An 18,502-nucleotide genomic window follows, 5' to 3' on the forward strand; every position below is an offset into this window, starting at 1 on the left:
CGCGCGTCTGGGCGTCGATAAGCCCAAACTGATAGAGTCGATTTCCATGTACAGGCTTGTCAAGACGATCCGCGAAGACCTAGCGAACGCCCGCGAACACGACCCCGCGGCTCGCAGCGACGCAGAAAACGCCATCGTTTACTCAGGACTCCACGCCATCTGGAGCCACCGTATCGCCCACGCACTATGGCAGAAAAACCTTAAAGGCCCCGCCCGCATCCTCGCCCAATTCACGCGATTTCTCACCGGTGTAGAAATCCACCCCGGAGCCACCATCGGACGTCGATTCTTCATCGACCACGGAATGGGTATCGTCATCGGCGAAACCGCCGAAATTGGCGACGGAGTCATGCTCTACCACGGCGTAACCCTAGGCGGACAGGTGCTAACCCAAACCAAACGCCACCCCACCGTTGAAGACGATGTGGTTATCGGCGCAGGCGCCAAAGTCCTAGGACCCATCACCATCGGCAAAGGAAGCGCCATCGGCGCCAACGCCGTAGTGACCAAAGACGTCCCCGCCAACCACATCGCTGTGGGAATCCCCGCAGCCAACCGCCCCCGCGGCGCCGACGAAAAAATCAAACTCGTCGACCCCGACTACTACATCTAATCCTAATGCCACCTCGCACCCTGAACTAGCCCCCGAGGTGGCATTTTTATGCCCTATGCAAGGTACTCACGAAACTCAGGATTCTTCTGAACAAACCCCACCACAGCAGAGCACGTAGCAATCACACCGAAACCATCCGCATGGGTTGCTTCCAGAGCCTGCTGAATTAGCGGCTGAGAAAGTCCTTGGCCGCGAAAACGTGGATCGATGACCGTATGGTTAAAATTCCGGTGGCCGTCGCGCTCCGCGTAGCCAGCGAAGCCCGCATCCTCACTATCGACGGCGATTACAAATTGCTTGTCAGCTTCCACGTGCCGAACCTGAATATCAGACATATCTGCCTCCTCTAGTTCCAGTAGCAATTCCCACCAGTTCTACCAGAAGAAAACAAACAAGGTCCCAGTCAAAATGACTGGGACCTTAATTTGTGGCCAGAGCCAGGATCGAACTGGCGACCCCACACTTTTCAGGCGTGTGCTCTACCGACTGAGCTATCTGGCCAAAGACTGCAAGAACAGTCTTGCGACCCTGACGGGACTTGAACCCGCGACCTCCGCCGTGACAGGGCGGCGCGCTAACCAACTGCGCCACAGGGCCTTAAAGGCTGTACTTGGGAGAGAATCACTTCCTTCCCTTGCACGAGCCATTACTTTACACAGATAATGTTCACACCCACAAATCCAAAGGTCAACACGGATTTCTTAGGATAAAAACCATTAAGCAAATACCTGAGCGTCGATAATCGCTTGCGCAAAACGCTCAAGATCAAAATCCCCCGTCTTCCACTCCGTGGTCGCTGGCACATGGGACACCAACTCCGGAATATCCGATTCTTGTAAGTCCAGATCCGCCAACGTCAACGGGAATCCCATCTGCTTATAAAACTCAACATAACGACGCTTAGTCTCCATGTCGCCGTCATACTGCAACAACGCCAGCACACCATAAGAAACAATCTCACCGTGCAGATGCTTGCCGACGCACTCCGGAAATGCCGTCGACGAGTTATAAAACGCATGCGCAAGCGAAGAATTGTAGTAATACGCCTGCCCTGGATCCACCGTCATGTTAGACACGTAACCACAGGTCATAATGATCGCTAACGCGACTTCCTCGATTGCCTGCGACGACCTACCCGCACGACAATCCTCCAACGCCTGCAATCCAAAATCCATCAGTGCAGGTGTTACCGCCGAACACACATTGCGGCCCATCAAAGGCGCATGCGACAAATTGCGGCCCCGCGACTGCAGCTTTACCTCGCACTCCTTAGACATGCCATCTGCAATTCCAGCCCACAACAACTCCACAGGCGACTGGGCGATCACCGTCGTATCAATAAACACGTGGTGGCACGGCCCGCGCTGGAAGTCATAGCCGGCAAGGGAATCATCATCCTTGTACACCACAGACAAATTCGTTGCCGCGGCACAGTTCGAACCCAACGTAGGAAATGCAAATAATGGCTTGCCCAGGCGGTTCGCAACCACCTTTACCGTATCGACGGCACGACCGCCGCCGACGCCAAAGATCATGTCGGCTTGCTGCACTGTAGGCATAGCGCACAGGGCGTCGACACGCTCGTAGGTGCAGTTATGTCCATAAACAATCCAGTCCACGACTTCAATTCCGCTATGAGCCAATGCGGCCTCGAGACGTGGGCGCGACTTTTCTAGAGCAGTCTTGCCACCAATCACGACCACCGAAGAGCCATAGGTCGACACAATTGCATCAATCTCTTCATAAGCGCTCTCGCCAATGCTGTATCCCGGTAATTGCAAAGAGTAAGGCATAAAACCACCTCAAGTAAGCCGTAAATGAAACAATAAATCCCATCTAGTGGACATGGAATTAATCGACCATCATACGCGTGACATCCACGCTTCCGCCATCACCAAGATGACAGCCCCCAGAAATAAGAAATACCGAGGCATGGAAATGCCTCGGTATTTTAAAAAAATAAATGCGACCCTGACGGGACTTGAACCCGCGACCTCCGCCGTGACAGGGCGGCGCGCTAACCAACTGCGCCACAGGGCCATATTTATATGCCCACGAAAAAGTGGTGGTACTCCCAACGGGATTCGAACCCGTGTCGCCGCCGTGAAAGGGCGGTGTCCTAGGCCCCTAGACGATGGGAGCAAGCCTGTTACAAGACAGCTAGGCTGTCGTGCGGACTGAGAAGAACTATACTTGAAATCCTAAAATACGCAAAACGCAAGGTAAACAAGCTTTTTATAAGCTAGTCAAAGAATCGAAAACTAGATGCATCCGTCCTCCTACAACCACGCGCTCCACAGCCACCCCAAATACATCCGTAATCATTTCTGGCGTGAATGCATCGGCAGGCTCTCCGGCAGCCACCACATGCCCATCGGAACCCAGCACCACCACACGGTCACAGTAACGTGCTGCAAGATTCAGGTCGTGAAGCACGACAATCGTTGCGCAACGCAAATCCCGCACTAATTCTATCAACTCAAACTGATGCGCTAAGTCCAAGTGATTAGTGGGCTCGTCTAGTAATAAATGATCCGCTTGCTGAACTATGGCGCGAGCTATAAGCGCACGTTGCCGCTCACCACCTGAAAGTTCCGTGATATGTCGATGTTGTAGTGATGTCAACGAGACATGCTCAAGAGCTTTACTCACAATTGCTTCGTTTGCATCTGCATTAAAATCGAGTAGTCGTCGATACGCAAGAGCACCTAACCCAACAGCGTCGCGTACCGTTAGAGGTAATGCTTGATCACGCTCCTGCGCAACCACAGCTATCTGCTTAGCAATATCTTTAACCCGCAGTTGATGTATATCATTGCCATCGACTATCACTTTGCCCCCAGCTAGTTTCAGGGCTCCATGAATCGCTTGCAACAAAGTGGATTTTCCACAACCATTTGGGCCGACGATGCCGACAATCTCGCCAGCGCCCACACGCAAAGTCACGCCATGGACAACCAAACGACCACAACGACCTACTACAACATCACTCGCACTTATCACTGCACGTTACATTCCCGCGTTTTTCATCTGCTTTTGCAGATATACAGCTCCTTCAACCGAGAGCGTGCTCGGCGGATCAGTGAGAACGAAAGGCATATGAACCACTTTATGCTCCTGCACAGCTTTCAAACTACGAGCCCCATTAAAACCAAGGAAAGTCTCCATGGCAGCTTTGTCATCACCAGTCTCACTTAACAGCACAATCCACTCAGGATTTTTGTCAAGCAAATCCTCCATGGAGGCATCGAAAACCCGTTCTTTGTTATCAGAATAGGGGTTCTTCAAACCATTGGCCTCAAGAATTGGTTGAACCATAGAGGTATCGCCATAGGTATAGAACTCATCTGAGCCAGGAGTGATATATAGCACCACACCATTCGCTGTGGAAGCAGAAGCCTGCGGTGTCTTCTTGGCGATCTTTTCCTTTAGTTCTTCGGCTTTGCCCTCCACCTGGAAAAGTGATCCCATCTTATCGACCTCTTCAGTCACCTTGTCCCAGCTTGCAGGAGTTAACTCAATATCTGGACACAATGCGTCTGGAGAGTACAGAGGGATACCTGCATCTTTGAGCGCCTGGCGATCCGCACCGGTGTCATAGCCGATAACCAAATCAGGACGTAGATCAACAATGGACTCAGTGGACATCTTTGCGCCGCCAGTACCTGTATCGCCAGCCTTAACAGAAGGAATTTTGGCGATGGCGGCTTCCAAATCTGCATCCAGCTGATTCACACGCTCCTCTCCAGCACGGTGCTTTACTCGGTCCAGAACGCCTAACTCATGCAGAATCGAAACGTTCATCTCGCTGAGCATGAGTACGTTTTCTGGGGCTTTGTCGAAGGTCAGAGTTTCACCGCAACTTTTGATGCTAATCTGCTGATTCTGCTTAGATTTCCCCATGTTGTGCTCAGACTTGTTAGCCTTATCAACAGCACTTTCACCACACGCAGTCAAACCACACGATAAAACAGCAACGCACGTTACTGCTGCCAGCGGCTTCCATAACAACGTCATATTATTACTCCTTTTTATTTTTACATTTGATTCTTTTGGTTTCTCACTATCAAGGCCAGACACGGAGCGCCAATAAGCCCCGTGATCACGCCGATAGGTAGCTCTTGAGGACTAAAAACAATCCGTGCAAAGGCATCTGCCCACACGAGAAAAACAGCCGATGCAAGCCCTGATGCAACCACAAGCACACGGTGGGAATACCCGACCAACTGACGCATCACATGCGGAATGATAAGACCTACGAAGCCAATTCCTCCCGCAGCGCTCACCGCAATAGCGACAGCAGCACTAACACCAAGCAGTAAAAGCGCACGGGTACGCACTGGCTCTACACCTACCGATCGCGCAGTGGAGTCACCGCTAGCAAGGGCATCAAGAATTGGCCCATAAAAGCTTAAAACAAGCATAACTATGACGGCAGCCACGCATACGATGCCGATTGTAGACCAGCGTGCTCTGCTCAAAGAGCCCAGCATCCAAAACATGACAGCCTGATTCGTTTCAGGTGAGCCCGAAGAAAAGATCACTAGATTTGTCAACGATTGAGCACCAAACCCTACAGCCAAACCAGACAAAATAAGCTTAAGGGGATGGGCTCCCCCACCAGCGATAATAACGACTGCAGTGGTGGCCAGGGCAGCACCAACAAAAGCAAACGCTCCTACCCCGAAAGCACTGCTTACGCCAAAAGAAATGAGTGCTAATGCTGCGCCTGCACCAGCGCCTGAGCTCACACCTAGCACATAGGGTTCAGCCAACGAATTACGGATCAAGGCTTGGAATGCAACACCCGAAACACCAAGAGTGGCACCTACTGCTAACCCTAAAACGATACGCGGCAACCGAGTCTGCCAAACAATGGCATCAGTAGCATGATCCCACGTTATGGTAACTGGGACACTTGGAATGTGACTAGCAATTACTGCATAGACTTGAAAAAACGGCACTGCGGCTGGACCAAGCGAAACGGTTGCCGCGGGGGTTAGAACGAGGAGAATACACAGGATCCCGATTATTGAGCGCGTTCGAGTCACAGAGTTCACGGTAGCACAGTAGATAATTGTTCATCGTCGTGAACTATCACAGTGTAGTCTTGCTCACACTCGTCAGCAGTGCTGATCGAAAAACTGCATATACATCATAAGTCAACCTGCTATTAGCCCCTGATCACAGCGTGTGTACCTGCTGCAATGGCATGAGTGATACGACCACTTACTAACCGCCTAACACGAATAAAGAACCGGCCGTGCCAACTTCCTTCTCGAAAACTTAACCACACAAAAGACCATCGAAGAACGCTTCGGTGTGGCGGTTATGCCGCTACAGGGCGTTGTTGACTGGGCTAGCGAAGGCTTTCAAGTCTTCCCAAGAGTCAGCACGGGCTGTGTCTTGCTCGTAGGCGATCAAATAGCCCCAAAGCTGATCAGCGTAGACATCCTCAGCTACTAGGCGGCGCACCAGCGCTTCGGCTGCTTTGCGTTTAGCCTGTACCTGAGCGTCGTCGCGGCCGCGCTCCGATTTCCCTTCGATGATCCAGTGCACTCCGTTAACATCCATAGCGACAAAGTCTGGAAAGTAGCGATCCTTAGCATTGTAAAACACAAACGCTTGGTTTTGTGGATGCAGCCGATGCCACCACACAATCCCCGGCGAAGTGTTCAGTAAGCGCGCCAGCTGGTACTCGCCGGTGAAGGAGTCAAAAGATTCCTCAGCGAACAACGATTTGAACCAGCCCCCATATACCTGGCCACGTACGAACTGCTCACGTTTCTCAATCTGATCATGCACCTTCTGTCCCAGCGGCAACGTATAACCATTACTAGGCATCGGCTTCGGGTGAATGCTCGGCATCTCGCGGGTAGAACGCAACGTCTCAACGGTATAATTTTGGATGAGTTTGAGGAGCTCAGTGTGCGCCGAATCCAAAGACTTCACCGTCCAAGCACTAAACATCACCGATTGCATAAACTTCGGTACGAGGAATGTGGCTACATAACGAGCCGTCTGCTCCGTTTTAGGCACCAACGACATATTCAGCACCAGTTTAACTAGTGCATTCTTTGCATCGTCATTGTCGACATGGACGGAATCGACCTCAGCACTCTCACGATCTTCCGCACGTAGTTTCTTCCCTAACACGGCAATGATCTCTTTGCGAAGCAACACATCGCCAGCTGAGGTCACTCGGCGGGCAGCCTGCTTAATAGTGGGTTAAGGGTCAAAAAGTGAAGTGCCCCGGGTTTTGTTCCTAAGCATTTGCCTTGATTTCCATTATTTCTTGGGAAGGGTTGCGGCTCCAAAACTCGGATTCAACATCCGCCGGCGCCCGGTAGCCCAGGCTCTGGTGGAGCCTTGACCGTTCCACCAATTCACCCACTCAAACGTGGCAATCTCAACATCAACCACGTCAGTCCACAACCTGGTATGAATCAGCTCGTTTTTGTGAGGGGCCGTTGACGTTTTTTAGCCAGTGCATTGTCATAAGAGTCACCAATAGTACCGGTCAACGCGATAATTCCATGCTCAGCAACACGCTCATTGTAGATAATGCTCACATATTGCCAGCCGCGATCCGAGTGGTGAACTAGACCGGTGGTCTTCTTGGCGCACACAATGGCTTGATTGAGTGCTTGCAACGGTAACGCTTCGGTGCGCATCGAGTCAGGCAACGCCCAGCCGACGATCCTCCGGGAGAACACATCAGTCACGAAGGTGGCGTACACAAACCCTTTTCTGGTGCGCACATAGGTAATGTCTGCCGCCCATAGCCGATTAGGCCCACAGTCTCGAAACTCACGACCCACCGAGTCGGGGCGGGTGTCGGGTTCCTTGGGCTTATATGTCGTCACGGGAGACCGGCCTTTATTTTTGCCAGACACACCTGCAAGGCGCATCAGACGCGCGGTCTGTTCACGTCCAATGTCGATTCCTTCACGGCGCAGCGCGTGCCACATTTTGCGAATCCCGTAGACACCGTAGTTTTGTTTATGAACTTCGGTAATGCGCTCTACTAGGGCGGCGTCGCGAAGGCTACGGACACTTAAATCCCCGAGCCTTAGATTGGCGGTACCCACGAGAGGTAAGGAAACCACCAACACGGTGTGTGTTTAACGTCGTGCAGATGAACTCGACGGTGAAATGATTCCGGTGTTTATCGATGAACTGGATCATTTCTTAACGTTTTGGGTCGCGTTCCGATGCGAAAAAGCCGACGCGGCCTTTAACAGCTCGTTGGTGTCGCGAAGTTCTTGATTCTCACGCCGAAGCTTGGCTACCTCTGCCACGAGGCCTTCGGGCAACGGCTCGGCAATACGACCGTTACGGCGAGCAGCTTGTGTCCACTGCCGACCAGTATGCCATGAGACGCCCAGCTTCGGCGCCACTGCTTGGCACGCGGCCTGCATCGACATGTTCTCTGCTAGGATGCGATCCTCCACCAAGCGAACGACGCGGTCCTTCGCATCTTGGTCAAATTTTTCTTGGCATGTTCCAGATTTTCCCATCTACTCAAACGGAACAAAACCTAGGACACTTCAGAATGTGGCTGCGTTAGTGATATAGCTGCGGCGTTTGGTTGTAGAGGCGCCGCAGCTTTTGCAACGCAATCGGCTGGTGCCTTGCTGGTCGTACCGTTGCGTTTCATGGTGCCGCCGCAGTGGCAGTGAGGTTGATTCTTGGGCATTGGGCAACAACACCACAATCGCCTAGTACACGATGGGCGCAACACCGTGGATTTACTGCTTCAGGACCGTATGTATGCTCTTGGAGCATACATATTCCAGACGACTGCAGGTCAACACCTAAAAATCAGCGATTCCAGACACACTTTAGGGGATGCGGACGGAATCTTGGAGGATTCCATTATGAACCGTTCCTACACCAACACGCAGAAGCGCACAGCACTGCGGGTCTACAAACGCACACAATCAGTGACTAAAACAGTCCGCGAACTCGGCTACCCAGGCAGATGGACCCTGTATAAATGGCTACGCGAGCCCAAAACCCCACCACAACCACGTAAACAAGCCAAAACCCTGACCCACTACCCATACGAAGTCAAACTTCGCGCAGTAGAACTTTTCCACAATGGTTGGCGACCAGCTGATATTGCCCAGGAATGCTGCCTGCACACTCACGCCAGCGTCTATGCTTGGGCGCAACGCTACCGTGAGGAAGGACAATGGGGCTTGATGTCGAAAAAAGAACGCGCAGGCCATGGCCGCATCCCTACTAAAGCAGCACTAGAAAAATCATTGCCGGATAATCCAACACAGTTAAAACAGCAGATGGCCACGCTGCTGGTAGAAAAAGCCGTGTTGGAAAAGGAGCTGGAAATTATAAAAAAAGACGTAAGCGTCATCCCCGGTCAGCTGAGTAATAAGCACAAAACCGACGTGGTTGACGCTTTGCGTAGCACGTTTCCATTAGCAATGCTGCTCGCTGCTAGTGGTCTTGCTGCATCCAGTTTCTATTACCACCTGAAAAAACGACGCATGCCTGATAAGCACGCAGCTATTCGCAGCATGGTGCACCGCATCAGTTCTGATTCACATAATACCTATGGTTATCGCCGTATCTGGTGGCAATTACGACATTTAGGCATAACTATCAGTGAAAAAGTAGTTCGCAGGCTCATGCGCGAAGAAGCAATTACGGTGCGGTTTCCGAAGCGGAAGGTGAAATATTCCAGTTATCAAGGAGAAATTTCTCCGGCTCCGCCGAACCTGGTCAACCGTTGTTTTCATGCCACTGCTGCGAATACGTTGTGGCTGACTGATATTAGTGTTTTCGCTGCGAATGAGGGGCGGGTGTATTTGTCTGTGATTATTGATTGTTTCGATGGCAAAGTCGTTGCTGCTAAGACGAGTGTGAATCCCACTATGGAGTTAGCAGAATCTACGCTGCAGGCCGCTATTGATGCTGAGGGTCTTCCACCGGATGGTTCATTAGTGATTCATTCAGATCGTGGTGTGCATTACCGTGGTCGGAGTTGGCATAGTCTGACTGCGAAATATGGCATCGTTCGTTCGATGTCGAAAAAAAGGGGTGTAGTCCTGACAATGCGGCATGCGAGGGGTTTTTCGGGCGGATGAAAAATGAGATGTATTACGGCAAGAGGTGGCAGACAATCCAAGAGCTTGACGATGCCATTGCTGCTTATATCGAGTTTTATAACAATCATCGCATTAAAGTTAGTCTCAATGGTATGAGTATCGCGCGTTATCGCATGGCTGCGGTAGCGTGAGATTGAAAGTGTCTAACAAAACGTCCGCATCCCCTTATGACCCTTTACCCTTTGGTACCCAGAGTGCAACTTCGTCATAAGGTGATACCCATACGCGTGAGAGATCAGGGACGTAGCCGTCTTTCTTTAGAATGTTGAAGAAAGATTTGTCGCGATCGTTGTCTTCGTGCTTCTTTCGCCTTTCGAAAACCAAGCCTTGCAGGTTTTCGGTTTGATTCAGAAATTGGCCAAACAGCTTTTTGAAACACTTGCGTCGTGCATTTTCTTCTGGTCCGGTTATCTTTTTGAGCTCTCCTGTTTGTCGGTCCTTGGTTTTATAGAGGTTTGGCATGTAATAAAAGAGACGTCTCCGTGGCCGGAGAGGTAATCAAGAAGTTCTTCGTATCTTTCCTGCCCTTCTTTGGTTTTTATGGCTTCCGTGGTGTGCCAGTAGGAGAGGTCTTTATTGAAAAAAATTGTCGACGATGTCTATCAAATTTGCGCGTAGATCTTCGAGTTCTTCTTTGCGGTAGATGCTGGCTGTGACTGCATAGAAAGAACGTCCTGCATCGTTTATGCCCGTGTAGGTTTCGTCGAAGTATGCGATATGAGCATCTTCGTGGCAGGCGTAGACGCGGATAAGGGATGGGCGCAGGTTTTTGCCCACAGCGCTCCTAACATCTTGAATAGCGGTTAATCATATCAGCGTGTTGATAAGAAAAATGTAGCTATTATGTACACCCCAATAGGGCAGTTTTAGAATTTCTGTCGCTCTAGCGTGGTCGAGTCCCTGCGGCAGCGGCTTTTCACAACTTCATGGGCGGTTCAGTTGATGCCGGTGAGGAAACCTAGAGAGGCCCTAGCAGCACAGGGGATGAGCTTATTAAAGGCCGAAGGCGCCGCCGCCGACGAGGATGAAGATACCCAGGCCGATCAAAACGATCGGGAACAGCACATGCTCCCAGCGTTCGAGAACCTCCGCGATGGGTGGACGGGTGGCCACGAACTTCGCCAACAGGACCAGGCCCGCCACCAGGATCAGAAAGACGACGCAGTGGATGATAACGGTAGCGGTATCCACGTTGAGAAAAACCGGGACATAGACGCCGATATTGTCGCCACCGTTGGCAAAGGTCACCCCGGCGACGATCAAGGCGCTTACGTTCTTTCCGCTGACTTTCGCGTCATCGTCGTCGTCATCGTCTCCTTGCCAGGCTTGCCAGGCCGCCCACAGCCCCAGGGCCAGGGGGATCAGCCCGAAGTAAGGGATCGCCTCGGTGGGCAGGAAGGCATCCGCCCCCAGGGTGACCAGGATCGTGGCTGCGAGGATGCCCGCGAAACCAAGGTACTGCCCGGCCAGGATCCGAAGTGTGGTCCCTGTTTGGCCGGCCCCACGGGCGAAGAACAGCGAGAGCACGATGATGTCGTCGATATTGGTGGCGATAAACAGACCAACCGCCCCCAGGAGACCAGTTACCACTTACCTGTTCCCCTCTCCGGTGGCGCACCCGGGCACGTCACATGCCGAGTCAATACATGGGGCATTCTCGTCGGCAGCCAGAGTGGTATCCAGCAGTGAGTTCAGCGCCTGGACAAGATGGGCGTCGACGATCTCGTAGCGGGTCTTCCGCCCCTGCGGTTCGGCGACAACAATTCCGCAGTCCCGTAGGCAAGTGAGGTGGTTCGACACATTTGACCGCGTCAGTTCCAGCTCCCGGGCGAGAGCGGCCGGGTAGGCCGGGCCGCCCAGCAGGGTCAGGAGAATACGGGATCGGGTGGGATCGGCCATCGCCCGACCCAATCGGTTCATCACGTCCAAGCGCGAAGAAATAGTCAGCATGCACTGAACTATACAGCTGTTGTTGAACTGTTGCCACGAGGGGCGAGCGTCGGCCCGACGGTGTTGTGTTTCTGGGCCTGTTTCCGCGCGGCTTTAGTGTCTTCCCTTTTGTGTTTGCGTGGTTGTTGAATCTGTGCCTGTGGCGCAACCTGCTTGTCCCCTACTTTTTACAAACCGTCGTGAACTTTAGTTCGCGACGGAGCTTTTAATGACCCCAGTTCGTGCCCCTCTAAGTGGGTACACCCTATTGCGACAGCAAGGGGAGGCGTGCTCTTTCCGCTCTGTCCTGGCGTTTTGTGACATTAGGGAACCATTTTTATGAGTGTCGCCCAGGTACAATGATCCTAAAGCGACATCTGGGAGAACTCATGGAGAAACCAAGCGGGCGTCTGTGGGGCCGGAACAGCCCATCGCTGGTATCGGGACTGTCGGGAAAATAGCCACCGGCACAGTTTCGGTGACGGTGACGTATATGCGTGTCTCTAGTGGTGACCAGCGCCTCGACCGCCAGGCCGAAGAGATTGCGCACGCGGTAGGAACGGTGGACAAAGAGTTCAATGAAGACGAACGGGGAAGAAGTAACGGCGATTGCGCGGCACTTCGGTGTCCACCACGCCACGATCCATCGAGCGCTCAAAAAGTAGTCGGGCCGTTACTCATTGCCGAGTTGTTTGTAGTCGTCGATGGCTTGCTCCATGAAGTGGAGGGTGATTTCTTCGAAGGCGTCTTGAATTTCGATGCTCTCGTAGCCGGCGGCGACTTGTTCCCAGTGGATCTTCATCTAGTTGTGGGAGCATTGCCCACAGCGCCATGCGGAGGTACGCGCCGCGACTGCGTCCGGTGCGCTTAGCGAGTGCATCGAGGCGATCGACCAACTCCGGGTCGACACGTACGGAGGTGACGGGGCCGCGTCCGGCCCACTGTTTCTTTTTTGTGGTTGCCATGGTCGTACTCCCTTACCTCTGCGCGTCGGACAACATCAGTGGTATTGTGCGTACACTGTTTACACATGGTAGTAACTGAGCGCTAGGTGCGGGTGTCAAAATAACCCCTGAACAGACCCGCGTGCCGTAGGTAGCCTTAGCGACATTATGTAAACGATGTTTACATGGAGTGACTATCGCGTGCACGGTAGTTCGGAATTTGATCGGCCCCTCCTTGAAGTGAGGTGCTGCGGTCGTCGGCATTGTTCTCTGCTTCAGATAAGACCGATGACGCATAATTGTTTATTTTATTGGCAAACTATGAGATAAATGTATCCTTTACAATGCGGATGCGTTATTTCACATTCTGTAAGTATGGAATCTACGCAGATTCACAACTCTAAGGATTCATCACGAAAAAGACTAAGTTGGTAGGAGCCTCCCTTACATTTGTGGTCATATCCACAATGTTCACCCCAGTAGCATTAGCTTCCTCCATTGGTACGGCACCGGTAGGCTCGCCAATACCGAGGTGTTGGGCTCCCGCTGGTCTCGTCATCCATATTTGCCCCTGGCTCGTCAACTGATTCAGAAAGCTAGAAACCTTCAGAAAAGTACCTCCCCACACCGTCCGGAGCGAGGGATTACCCAATAAGGGGGAATAAGTGGCTCCACACAGGAGAGGCACGATAATCTGACATATGCCACGGATAAATTTATCCAACTCGTCGCTTTGTCAATTGTTATCGGGACTCGCAAGTCATTCGTTCTTTTTATCCATTGACTGCGATTAACTCCCCTCCTTGAGGCAGGCGCTTCTTTAAAGAAGCGTGACACCGTTTCGCAATTCAATGGCAAGAATCGCAAAACCAATAGATTAGGGAAAAGGCCAGAATGTCGCTATGGATACCGATTGTCACCGGGGTTTTCACCTTGTTGTGTGCACTCCTGTTTGGTGTTATTGCAGTGCGAAGCAAGAGCGGCACCCTGGCGCGGAACTCTATCGTAGGAATCCGCTTAATAAGCACCATGCAGTCCGATGCGGCGTGGAAAAAGGCCCACCAGAAGACCTGGATGGGAACTGCTTTGATTTCCATCATCTTCTTCATTGGCGGCATCACGCTTTTGATATCAGGAGAAATGACGGAAACTTACTATGCAACCATCATTGCAGTGACTATTGGTTCCCTCGTCCCCATTCTGATCATCCAAGGAATTCTTGCACATAAAGCAGCAAGCTAACAAATGTTTCCAAGACATAGAAAGTTTGCAAAATGACCATCAAACCGTTCCTCCGTACGAAGACCTCTGCAAGATTAGCTACGATTGCGGCCTCCACGATTGCAATAGTTGGAACTTCAACGTCAATCGCAGTCACAGAAACCCAAACTAGTAACGATGGAATTCCTCATGTTGCAGATAGTGCAGAGACGTTCGCCAAGCATTCGGACAAAGATTTGCTCTATTTCCTTTTGGCAGGACAAGGCCCGATCGCTGATGATAATCCAGAGCTTCTAAAATCGATGAATTTCGATCCGAACAAGCCGCATACAGACGAAGAGGCTCTCGATCTACTAATCAATGAGTATCTCACGTATAGCGATAGCTTCCCGGAGATTAAGCAGTCGCTAACATCAGGCGATCCGGCCAAAGTGGAGCAAGGGCTAAAGCAGTTCTCGGATGACTTCGTTCAATACCTTGAACAAAGCGGACGTTTAGTAGCAATGGAAACGCAACCAGACATGACTACCTTCGATTTCTGTGGGAAAACCGCTTGCGGTGCTGCTGTGGTCGTAGTACTCGCCAGCGGTCTCGTCTATGCGAATGTTGCAGTAGCGACCCTTGCCGTTGCCGCCGGAGCCGTAGTTACCCTTGCGGTCTATCTCGAGGATGATGAAGCAAGCCCAAATGGAATGTCTGAGTTCGAGCGTCAAGAAATTACAGCGCGCTTCGCTCGCGCTCTTGCCTAATTGATTCGCCAATGAAAACCAATCGCAGCGAGGAAATTCGAATAACTTACCGTTTCTACGCATCTTTCTGGTCAACGCTCTTTGTTCTAACCAGTCTGATGCTTGTCGGTATTTTTTTCACGCTGCCCAGTAATGTTTTAAGCATTCGAGATGGAGGAGAAGCCAGGACGTTTTTTGCCTCTTACCTTCCCCAGTCATGGGTTTTTTGTCAAGCCCCAACAGGACGGAGAGTACAGGGTATATAGTATCGATGGTTCTGAAAGCGCATCGAGGATAGATTCCTTCCCGAATTCTTCACCATCAAATTTCTTCGGACTTTCACGGAGCCAACGTAGTCAAGGGCCTGAAATAGCTGAAATCGTCCAACAGAATGATTGGGAAAACTGTAACAGCGTATCAATTCATGAGTGTCTAGTCGAAGCTAGCAAAGATCCCCCACACGTATCAGCTCAAAACAGCGCAAAAGACAAGACGATGTGTGGAGAGCTTATTTTCCTCCACACTAAGCCAACAATTTGGTCATATCAAGATTTTTCAAACGAAAGGCGAACCGCTGAGGCATACCAGCATGTTACCGTCAAGTGCGAGCAATAAAGAGAGTTCTACTCTCCGCAACAAATTACTCGATTCATTCTGGTACTGGAGCCCCCTTCAAGGGGCCGGCCGAAGCCTTATCGCGGCTGCTCAGATCACAGTCTTGATATTCACTCCTGCCAGTAGACTCTCCCCCGATAGTGTCCTTGCCGATGAGAGTCGGTGCCAGGGAATAAGAGCCATCAACGCCTATTGCATATGGAATGGGAACGAACAGACGGTCAGTTATGTGTTCGCATTCATCCTATTCATCGTAATAGTCGGGTATTTCCCATTTATAATTTCTTTAGTTCATTTCTACATCACAATATGCTTATCAGGTTTCATCACAGTGCCGGACGGTGGCGATTTTGTTGCGATCCCTGCAACGATGGCACTCGTCCTTCTCGGACTATCAGATAGAAGGTTGAACCATTGGCATGCTGTGAAGGCGCAAGATTCATTTTTGGGGTTCAGATCCGGAATTGGTGTAGCTGCAGCATGGTGCCTCCGCTTCCAAGTATCATATATATATCTAAATGCAGCAGTGGCCAAGTTGTTTCCCGAAGAATGGCAAACTGGAGCTGCTTTCTATTATGTGACCAAAAGTGAAATGTTCGGAGTTTCCAGCTGGTTAGAGAAGCCCATTGATTTCATGGTTCAGTTTTCACTAGTCACTATCATATTCACTTGGGGGACAATCCTTTTTGAAGCTTCCGTATCCCTGATCTTCATTTTTGGCAGCAAAAGGTTGAGAAGCATTGCTGTGATAGCGTGCATTGTCTTTCACATTGGAATTGCTCTGCTCATTGGGATCGTCTCATTTGCAACAATAATGGTAGGGATAGTCTTAGTAGCAAATTCTGATGTAGGTGGAATCCAATCTAGGCTCTGGTGCAAGGGAAATCCAAAGAGCTCTCCCCAATCGGATTCCGAAATTCGTTCCGCAGTAAATATTCCGAGCTAACAGTCTGAACAGGGCCAGCATCGCCTGACCTTGGAAGACCCGGGCTTGGTGGTGGCTAATGCGGTCTCTTCTTTCTCCGCTAATAACGCCCCTTGGTCTACCTGTAACATAGTTCACCATATTCCCCTCGCTGGCAGCGCCTAGAACCCTGCGAAAGTAGCTTTCTAGTCCTTGGTTTTCGCCTGAGCATCCCACTAGCAGACGCAACCATCCTCGACTTCCCTGCAACGCTTAAGTTGGTCTGTCGAGAAATATTCCTACTTATAGGAGATCCACCGATACTACGTTGCAAAGCTGACTACTCGTAGCACTGTTGTGAGCAACATGTCGCCCCGACTTATCCCGCTCCCAGGCGATGAGGGTCGGGCAGAAAATATTGCGTGCAAAAAGATCTGCATCTCGGCCATGCCCCTGCGATATCACTACCCAGTGGCGCTTATCTGCTCCGAGCAAGGAGAATGTCATGGTACATTTGCAGTAATCTGTTCAGACCCTGCCGAGTGCGGGGCTGGAACGGTGGAAGGTGGACTGCGGGGCGTGTTGACGATTGCGAAGCTGCACGGCGATTCCGTGGCCTATTACGAGAGCACTGTCGATCAGAATTCGGTTGAGAATTCCGCCGCGCTTGGCCCGGATGGGTACTACTCCGAGGATGAAATGAAGCCCGCGCAGGCGTGGGTTGTGGCGCGTGAGCGAGTAAAAAGTGAGCGGGTTTGTGCACAACTTGGTGTCGAAGTTGGTGCGGAAGTTCGCGGCGATGCGGTGCGAACTTGGTTCAATAAGGCGCTCGCGCCGAGCAGGTTGAAACTCGGTCGCGCACCGAAAGAGAGCGGAGTGCTGGGGTTCGATCTGACCTTTTGTGCGGGGTAAGGGTCAAAAGGGGATGCGGACGTTTTTTAGACACTTTCAATCTGACGCTACATTGACTTTTCGGTATTCGGCAATGCTCAAACCATCGAGGCTGATCTTGATTCGGTGATCGTTGTAGAACACAATGTATGTCGCGATTGCTTTTTGAGTTCTTGGGGGTTCTGCCAGGTTCTGCCGTAGTACATTTCGTTTTTCATTCGGCCGAAGAACCCCTCGCATGCTGCATTGTCGGGGCTACAACCTTTCTTCGACATCGAGCGAAGTATTCCGAACTCCTCGGTCATACTTCGCCAACTGCTGCCTCGATAATGTGCTCCGCGGTCTGAATGAATCACCAAAAAGCCATCCATTGCAGGCTTTTCGGTTGCGATTGCTGCGTACAAAGTTTCTTCTGCTAACTCCATGGTGGGATGAACACTTGTTTTTGCTGCCACGACCTTCCCGTCAAAACAGTCGATGATGGCAGACAGGTACACCAGACCTTGGTTAGTAGCGAAAACACTGATATCAGTCAGCCACAACCAATGTGGATGCTCAGCATGAAAATTGCGGTTCACCAGGTTAGGTGGTGCGGGAGAAATTTCCCCTTGATAGCTGGAGTAACGCCACTTTCGTTTCGGGAACCAGGGACGAATTCCCTCTTCGTACATGAGACGGCGAACGACCTTCTCACTGATAACGATCCCGCGATGGCGCAGTTCCCACCAAAGTCGGCGATAGCCGTAGGTGTTATTCGACTCAGAACTAATCTCATGAAGCATTTCGCGGATATGCGCGTGCTTACCCGGAACAAATCGCTGTTGGAGTTGGTAGTAGAAGCTTGATGCCGCAAGATCAATAGCAGCATATATAACGGAAACTCGCCGCGTAACGCGTCAACCACTTCAGCCTTGTGCTTATTGCTGAGCTGACCCGGGGATGACGCTGACGTCTTTTTTACAAGTTCCAGCTCCTTTTCCAAAACAGCCTTGTCAACGAACAGTTGAGCCATTTGCTTTTTCAGTTCTGCAGGATCATCGGCTAATGATTTCTCGAATGCTGCTCGGGTGGGCATGCGAGTGTGCTCTTTGCGTTCTCTTTTCGACATCAAACCCCATTTTCCCTCTTCACGGTGGCGTTGTGCCCAAGAATAGACACTCATCTTTGAGCGCAGCTCGCATTCCACAGCAATGTCAGCTGGCCTCCAACCAGCGTTGAAGAGCTCAACAGCACGAAGCTTGACCTCAAACGGGTAGCGGGTCAATGTTTTTGACTGTTTGCGGGGTCAACCAGGTTTGGCGGGTTCACGCAACCATTTGTACAGCGTCCATCGCCCTGGATAACCAAGGTCACGGACGGTCTTGGTCACCGATTGAGTGTGCTTGTAAACCTGCAGAGCTCTGCGTCGCTGCTCCTTGGTGTATGAGCGGTTCATTATGGAATCATCCAAGATTCCGTCCGCATCCCCTTTTGTCCCTTAAGCCCTTAACCTGGGCTACGATCCAAAAGATACAAAACAGGCCAGA

20 protein-coding genes, 4 tRNA genes and 6 pseudogenes are annotated in these 18,502 nt (G+C 51.3%); 7 read left to right on the forward strand and 23 right to left on the reverse strand.

Features of this window, described 5'->3' with window-relative positions; all coding sequences use genetic code 11:
* The first annotated feature begins 46 nt into the window (after positions 1–46).
* Positions 47–613 carry a serine O-acetyltransferase EpsC gene (gene epsC, locus AT687_RS09125; RefSeq protein WP_010935408.1) on the forward strand — a complete coding sequence of 189 codons (567 nt, stop codon included), beginning with the start codon at positions 47–49 and terminating at the stop codon, positions 611–613.
* Between the two features lie 53 nt (positions 614–666).
* Here the strand turns inward: epsC and AT687_RS09130 are convergent, their stop codons facing one another.
* From AT687_RS09130 to AT687_RS12445, 13 genes and pseudogenes are all read right to left on the reverse strand, one after another.
* Positions 667–948: a GNAT family N-acetyltransferase gene (locus AT687_RS09130; RefSeq protein WP_014319284.1), complete on the reverse strand. Its 282-nt coding sequence runs from the start codon at positions 946–948 to the stop codon at positions 667–669.
* Between the two features lie 93 nt (positions 949–1,041).
* Positions 1,042–1,114, reverse strand: a tRNA-Phe gene (locus AT687_RS09135).
* Between the two features lie 22 nt (positions 1,115–1,136).
* Positions 1,137–1,210 (reverse strand) — tRNA-Asp (locus tag AT687_RS09140).
* A gap of 119 nt (positions 1,211–1,329) precedes the next feature.
* On the reverse strand, positions 1,330–2,406 hold the full coding sequence (locus AT687_RS09145; protein WP_014319285.1) for an iron-containing alcohol dehydrogenase family protein: 1,077 nt from the start codon (positions 2,404–2,406) through the stop codon (positions 1,330–1,332).
* A gap of 173 nt (positions 2,407–2,579) precedes the next feature.
* A tRNA-Asp gene (locus AT687_RS09150) sits at positions 2,580–2,653 on the reverse strand.
* 26 nt (positions 2,654–2,679) lie between these two features.
* A tRNA-Glu gene (locus AT687_RS09155) sits at positions 2,680–2,755 on the reverse strand.
* Positions 2,756–2,848: 93 nt separating this feature from the next.
* Positions 2,849–3,616, reverse strand: a complete 768-nt coding sequence (locus AT687_RS09160) for an ABC transporter ATP-binding protein (protein ID WP_014319286.1) — start codon at positions 3,614–3,616, stop codon at positions 2,849–2,851.
* A gap of 6 nt (positions 3,617–3,622) precedes the next feature.
* A complete protein-coding gene (locus AT687_RS09165; protein WP_014319287.1) occupies positions 3,623–4,630 on the reverse strand; it encodes an ABC transporter substrate-binding protein in 1,008 nt (335 codons plus the stop codon).
* Positions 4,631–4,650: 20 nt separating this feature from the next.
* Positions 4,651–5,664: a FecCD family ABC transporter permease gene (locus AT687_RS09170; protein ID WP_014319288.1), complete on the reverse strand. Its 1,014-nt coding sequence runs from the start codon at positions 5,662–5,664 to the stop codon at positions 4,651–4,653.
* A 286-nt stretch (positions 5,665–5,950) separates the two neighbouring features.
* Positions 5,951–6,838: pseudogene (locus AT687_RS09175) on the reverse strand (DEAD/DEAH box helicase); the annotation flags it as partial.
* A gap of 221 nt (positions 6,839–7,059) precedes the next feature.
* Positions 7,060–7,704, reverse strand: coding sequence for an IS3 family transposase (locus AT687_RS09180; RefSeq protein WP_021335167.1), 645 nt, complete (start codon positions 7,702–7,704; stop codon positions 7,060–7,062).
* A 93-nt stretch (positions 7,705–7,797) separates the two neighbouring features.
* Positions 7,798–8,141, reverse strand: a pseudogene (locus AT687_RS09185) (transposase).
* 25 nt (positions 8,142–8,166) lie between these two features.
* A pseudogene (locus tag AT687_RS12445) lies at positions 8,167–8,312 on the reverse strand (IS256 family transposase); the annotation flags it as partial.
* Positions 8,313–8,493: 181 nt separating this feature from the next.
* On the opposite strand from AT687_RS12445, the pseudogene AT687_RS09190 reads away from it, so the two are divergent.
* Positions 8,494–9,875 (forward strand): annotated as a pseudogene (locus tag AT687_RS09190) (IS3 family transposase).
* A gap of 442 nt (positions 9,876–10,317) precedes the next feature.
* Here AT687_RS09190 and AT687_RS09205 read toward each other — a convergent pair.
* The 6 genes and pseudogenes from AT687_RS09205 to AT687_RS12450 form a co-directional block, all read right to left on the reverse strand.
* The gene (locus AT687_RS09205; protein WP_014307243.1) at positions 10,318–10,521 is read right to left on the reverse strand and encodes a hypothetical protein; all 204 of its coding nucleotides are present in this window, start codon (positions 10,519–10,521) and stop codon (positions 10,318–10,320) included.
* Between the two features lie 216 nt (positions 10,522–10,737).
* Positions 10,738–11,334 carry a cadmium resistance transporter gene (locus AT687_RS09210; protein WP_014307244.1) on the reverse strand — a complete coding sequence of 199 codons (597 nt, stop codon included), beginning with the start codon at positions 11,332–11,334 and terminating at the stop codon, positions 10,738–10,740.
* Entirely contained in the window at positions 11,335–11,694 is a 360-nt protein-coding gene (gene cmtR / locus AT687_RS09215) for a Cd(II)/Pb(II)-sensing metalloregulatory transcriptional regulator CmtR (RefSeq protein ID WP_014307245.1), read from the reverse strand.
* Positions 11,695–12,346: 652 nt separating this feature from the next.
* Complete coding sequence (locus AT687_RS13310; protein WP_256879515.1) at positions 12,347–12,475, reverse strand: hypothetical protein; 129 nt, start codon at positions 12,473–12,475, stop codon at positions 12,347–12,349.
* A 67-nt stretch (positions 12,476–12,542) separates the two neighbouring features.
* Positions 12,543–12,638, reverse strand: a pseudogene (locus AT687_RS13140) (ribbon-helix-helix protein, CopG family); the annotation flags it as partial.
* A 379-nt stretch (positions 12,639–13,017) separates the two neighbouring features.
* On the reverse strand, positions 13,018–13,176 hold the full coding sequence (locus tag AT687_RS12450; RefSeq protein ID WP_154703316.1) for a hypothetical protein: 159 nt from the start codon (positions 13,174–13,176) through the stop codon (positions 13,018–13,020).
* A 335-nt stretch (positions 13,177–13,511) separates the two neighbouring features.
* On the opposite strand from AT687_RS12450, the gene AT687_RS09230 reads away from it, so the two are divergent.
* From AT687_RS09230 to AT687_RS09240, 4 genes are all read left to right on the forward strand, one after another.
* Entirely contained in the window at positions 13,512–13,859 is a 348-nt protein-coding gene (locus AT687_RS09230; RefSeq protein ID WP_014319294.1) for an SdpI family protein, read from the forward strand.
* 32 nt (positions 13,860–13,891) lie between these two features.
* Positions 13,892–14,587 (forward strand): sporulation delaying protein family toxin, encoded by a 696-nt coding sequence (locus AT687_RS09235; protein WP_014319295.1) that lies wholly within the window; start codon positions 13,892–13,894, stop codon positions 14,585–14,587.
* A 150-nt stretch (positions 14,588–14,737) separates the two neighbouring features.
* Positions 14,738–15,181: an SdpA family antimicrobial peptide system protein gene (locus tag AT687_RS13520; RefSeq protein ID WP_074513135.1), complete on the forward strand. Its 444-nt coding sequence runs from the start codon at positions 14,738–14,740 to the stop codon at positions 15,179–15,181.
* The gene (locus AT687_RS09240) at positions 15,156–16,127 is read left to right on the forward strand and encodes a sporulation-delaying protein SdpB family protein (RefSeq protein WP_021335171.1); all 972 of its coding nucleotides are present in this window, start codon (positions 15,156–15,158) and stop codon (positions 16,125–16,127) included. The genes AT687_RS13520 and AT687_RS09240 overlap by 26 nt, the downstream gene beginning before the upstream one ends.
* A gap of 261 nt (positions 16,128–16,388) precedes the next feature.
* Here the strand turns inward: AT687_RS09240 and AT687_RS12455 are convergent, their stop codons facing one another.
* Positions 16,389–16,592, reverse strand: coding sequence for a hypothetical protein (locus AT687_RS12455; protein ID WP_014307250.1), 204 nt, complete (start codon positions 16,590–16,592; stop codon positions 16,389–16,391).
* Positions 16,593–16,664: 72 nt separating this feature from the next.
* Between AT687_RS12455 and AT687_RS09245 the strand changes: the two genes are divergently transcribed.
* Positions 16,665–16,997, forward strand: a complete 333-nt coding sequence (locus AT687_RS09245) for a relaxase domain-containing protein (protein WP_041734996.1) — start codon at positions 16,665–16,667, stop codon at positions 16,995–16,997.
* A gap of 77 nt (positions 16,998–17,074) precedes the next feature.
* On the opposite strand, the gene AT687_RS13530 is transcribed toward AT687_RS09245, so the two are convergent.
* From AT687_RS13530 to AT687_RS13540, 3 genes and pseudogenes are all read right to left on the reverse strand, one after another.
* The gene (locus AT687_RS13530; protein ID WP_227889291.1) at positions 17,075–17,848 is read right to left on the reverse strand and encodes an IS3 family transposase; all 774 of its coding nucleotides are present in this window, start codon (positions 17,846–17,848) and stop codon (positions 17,075–17,077) included.
* Between the two features lie 254 nt (positions 17,849–18,102).
* Positions 18,103–18,162, reverse strand: a pseudogene (locus AT687_RS13535) (terminase gpP N-terminus-related DNA-binding protein); the annotation flags it as partial.
* A gap of 99 nt (positions 18,163–18,261) precedes the next feature.
* Positions 18,262–18,411, reverse strand: coding sequence for a hypothetical protein (locus tag AT687_RS13540; RefSeq protein ID WP_014319299.1), 150 nt, complete (start codon positions 18,409–18,411; stop codon positions 18,262–18,264).
* Positions 18,412–18,502: the final 91 nt, after the last annotated feature.

Source organism: Corynebacterium diphtheriae (assembly GCF_001457455.1).
Taxonomy (GTDB): domain Bacteria; phylum Actinomycetota; class Actinomycetes; order Mycobacteriales; family Mycobacteriaceae; genus Corynebacterium; species Corynebacterium diphtheriae.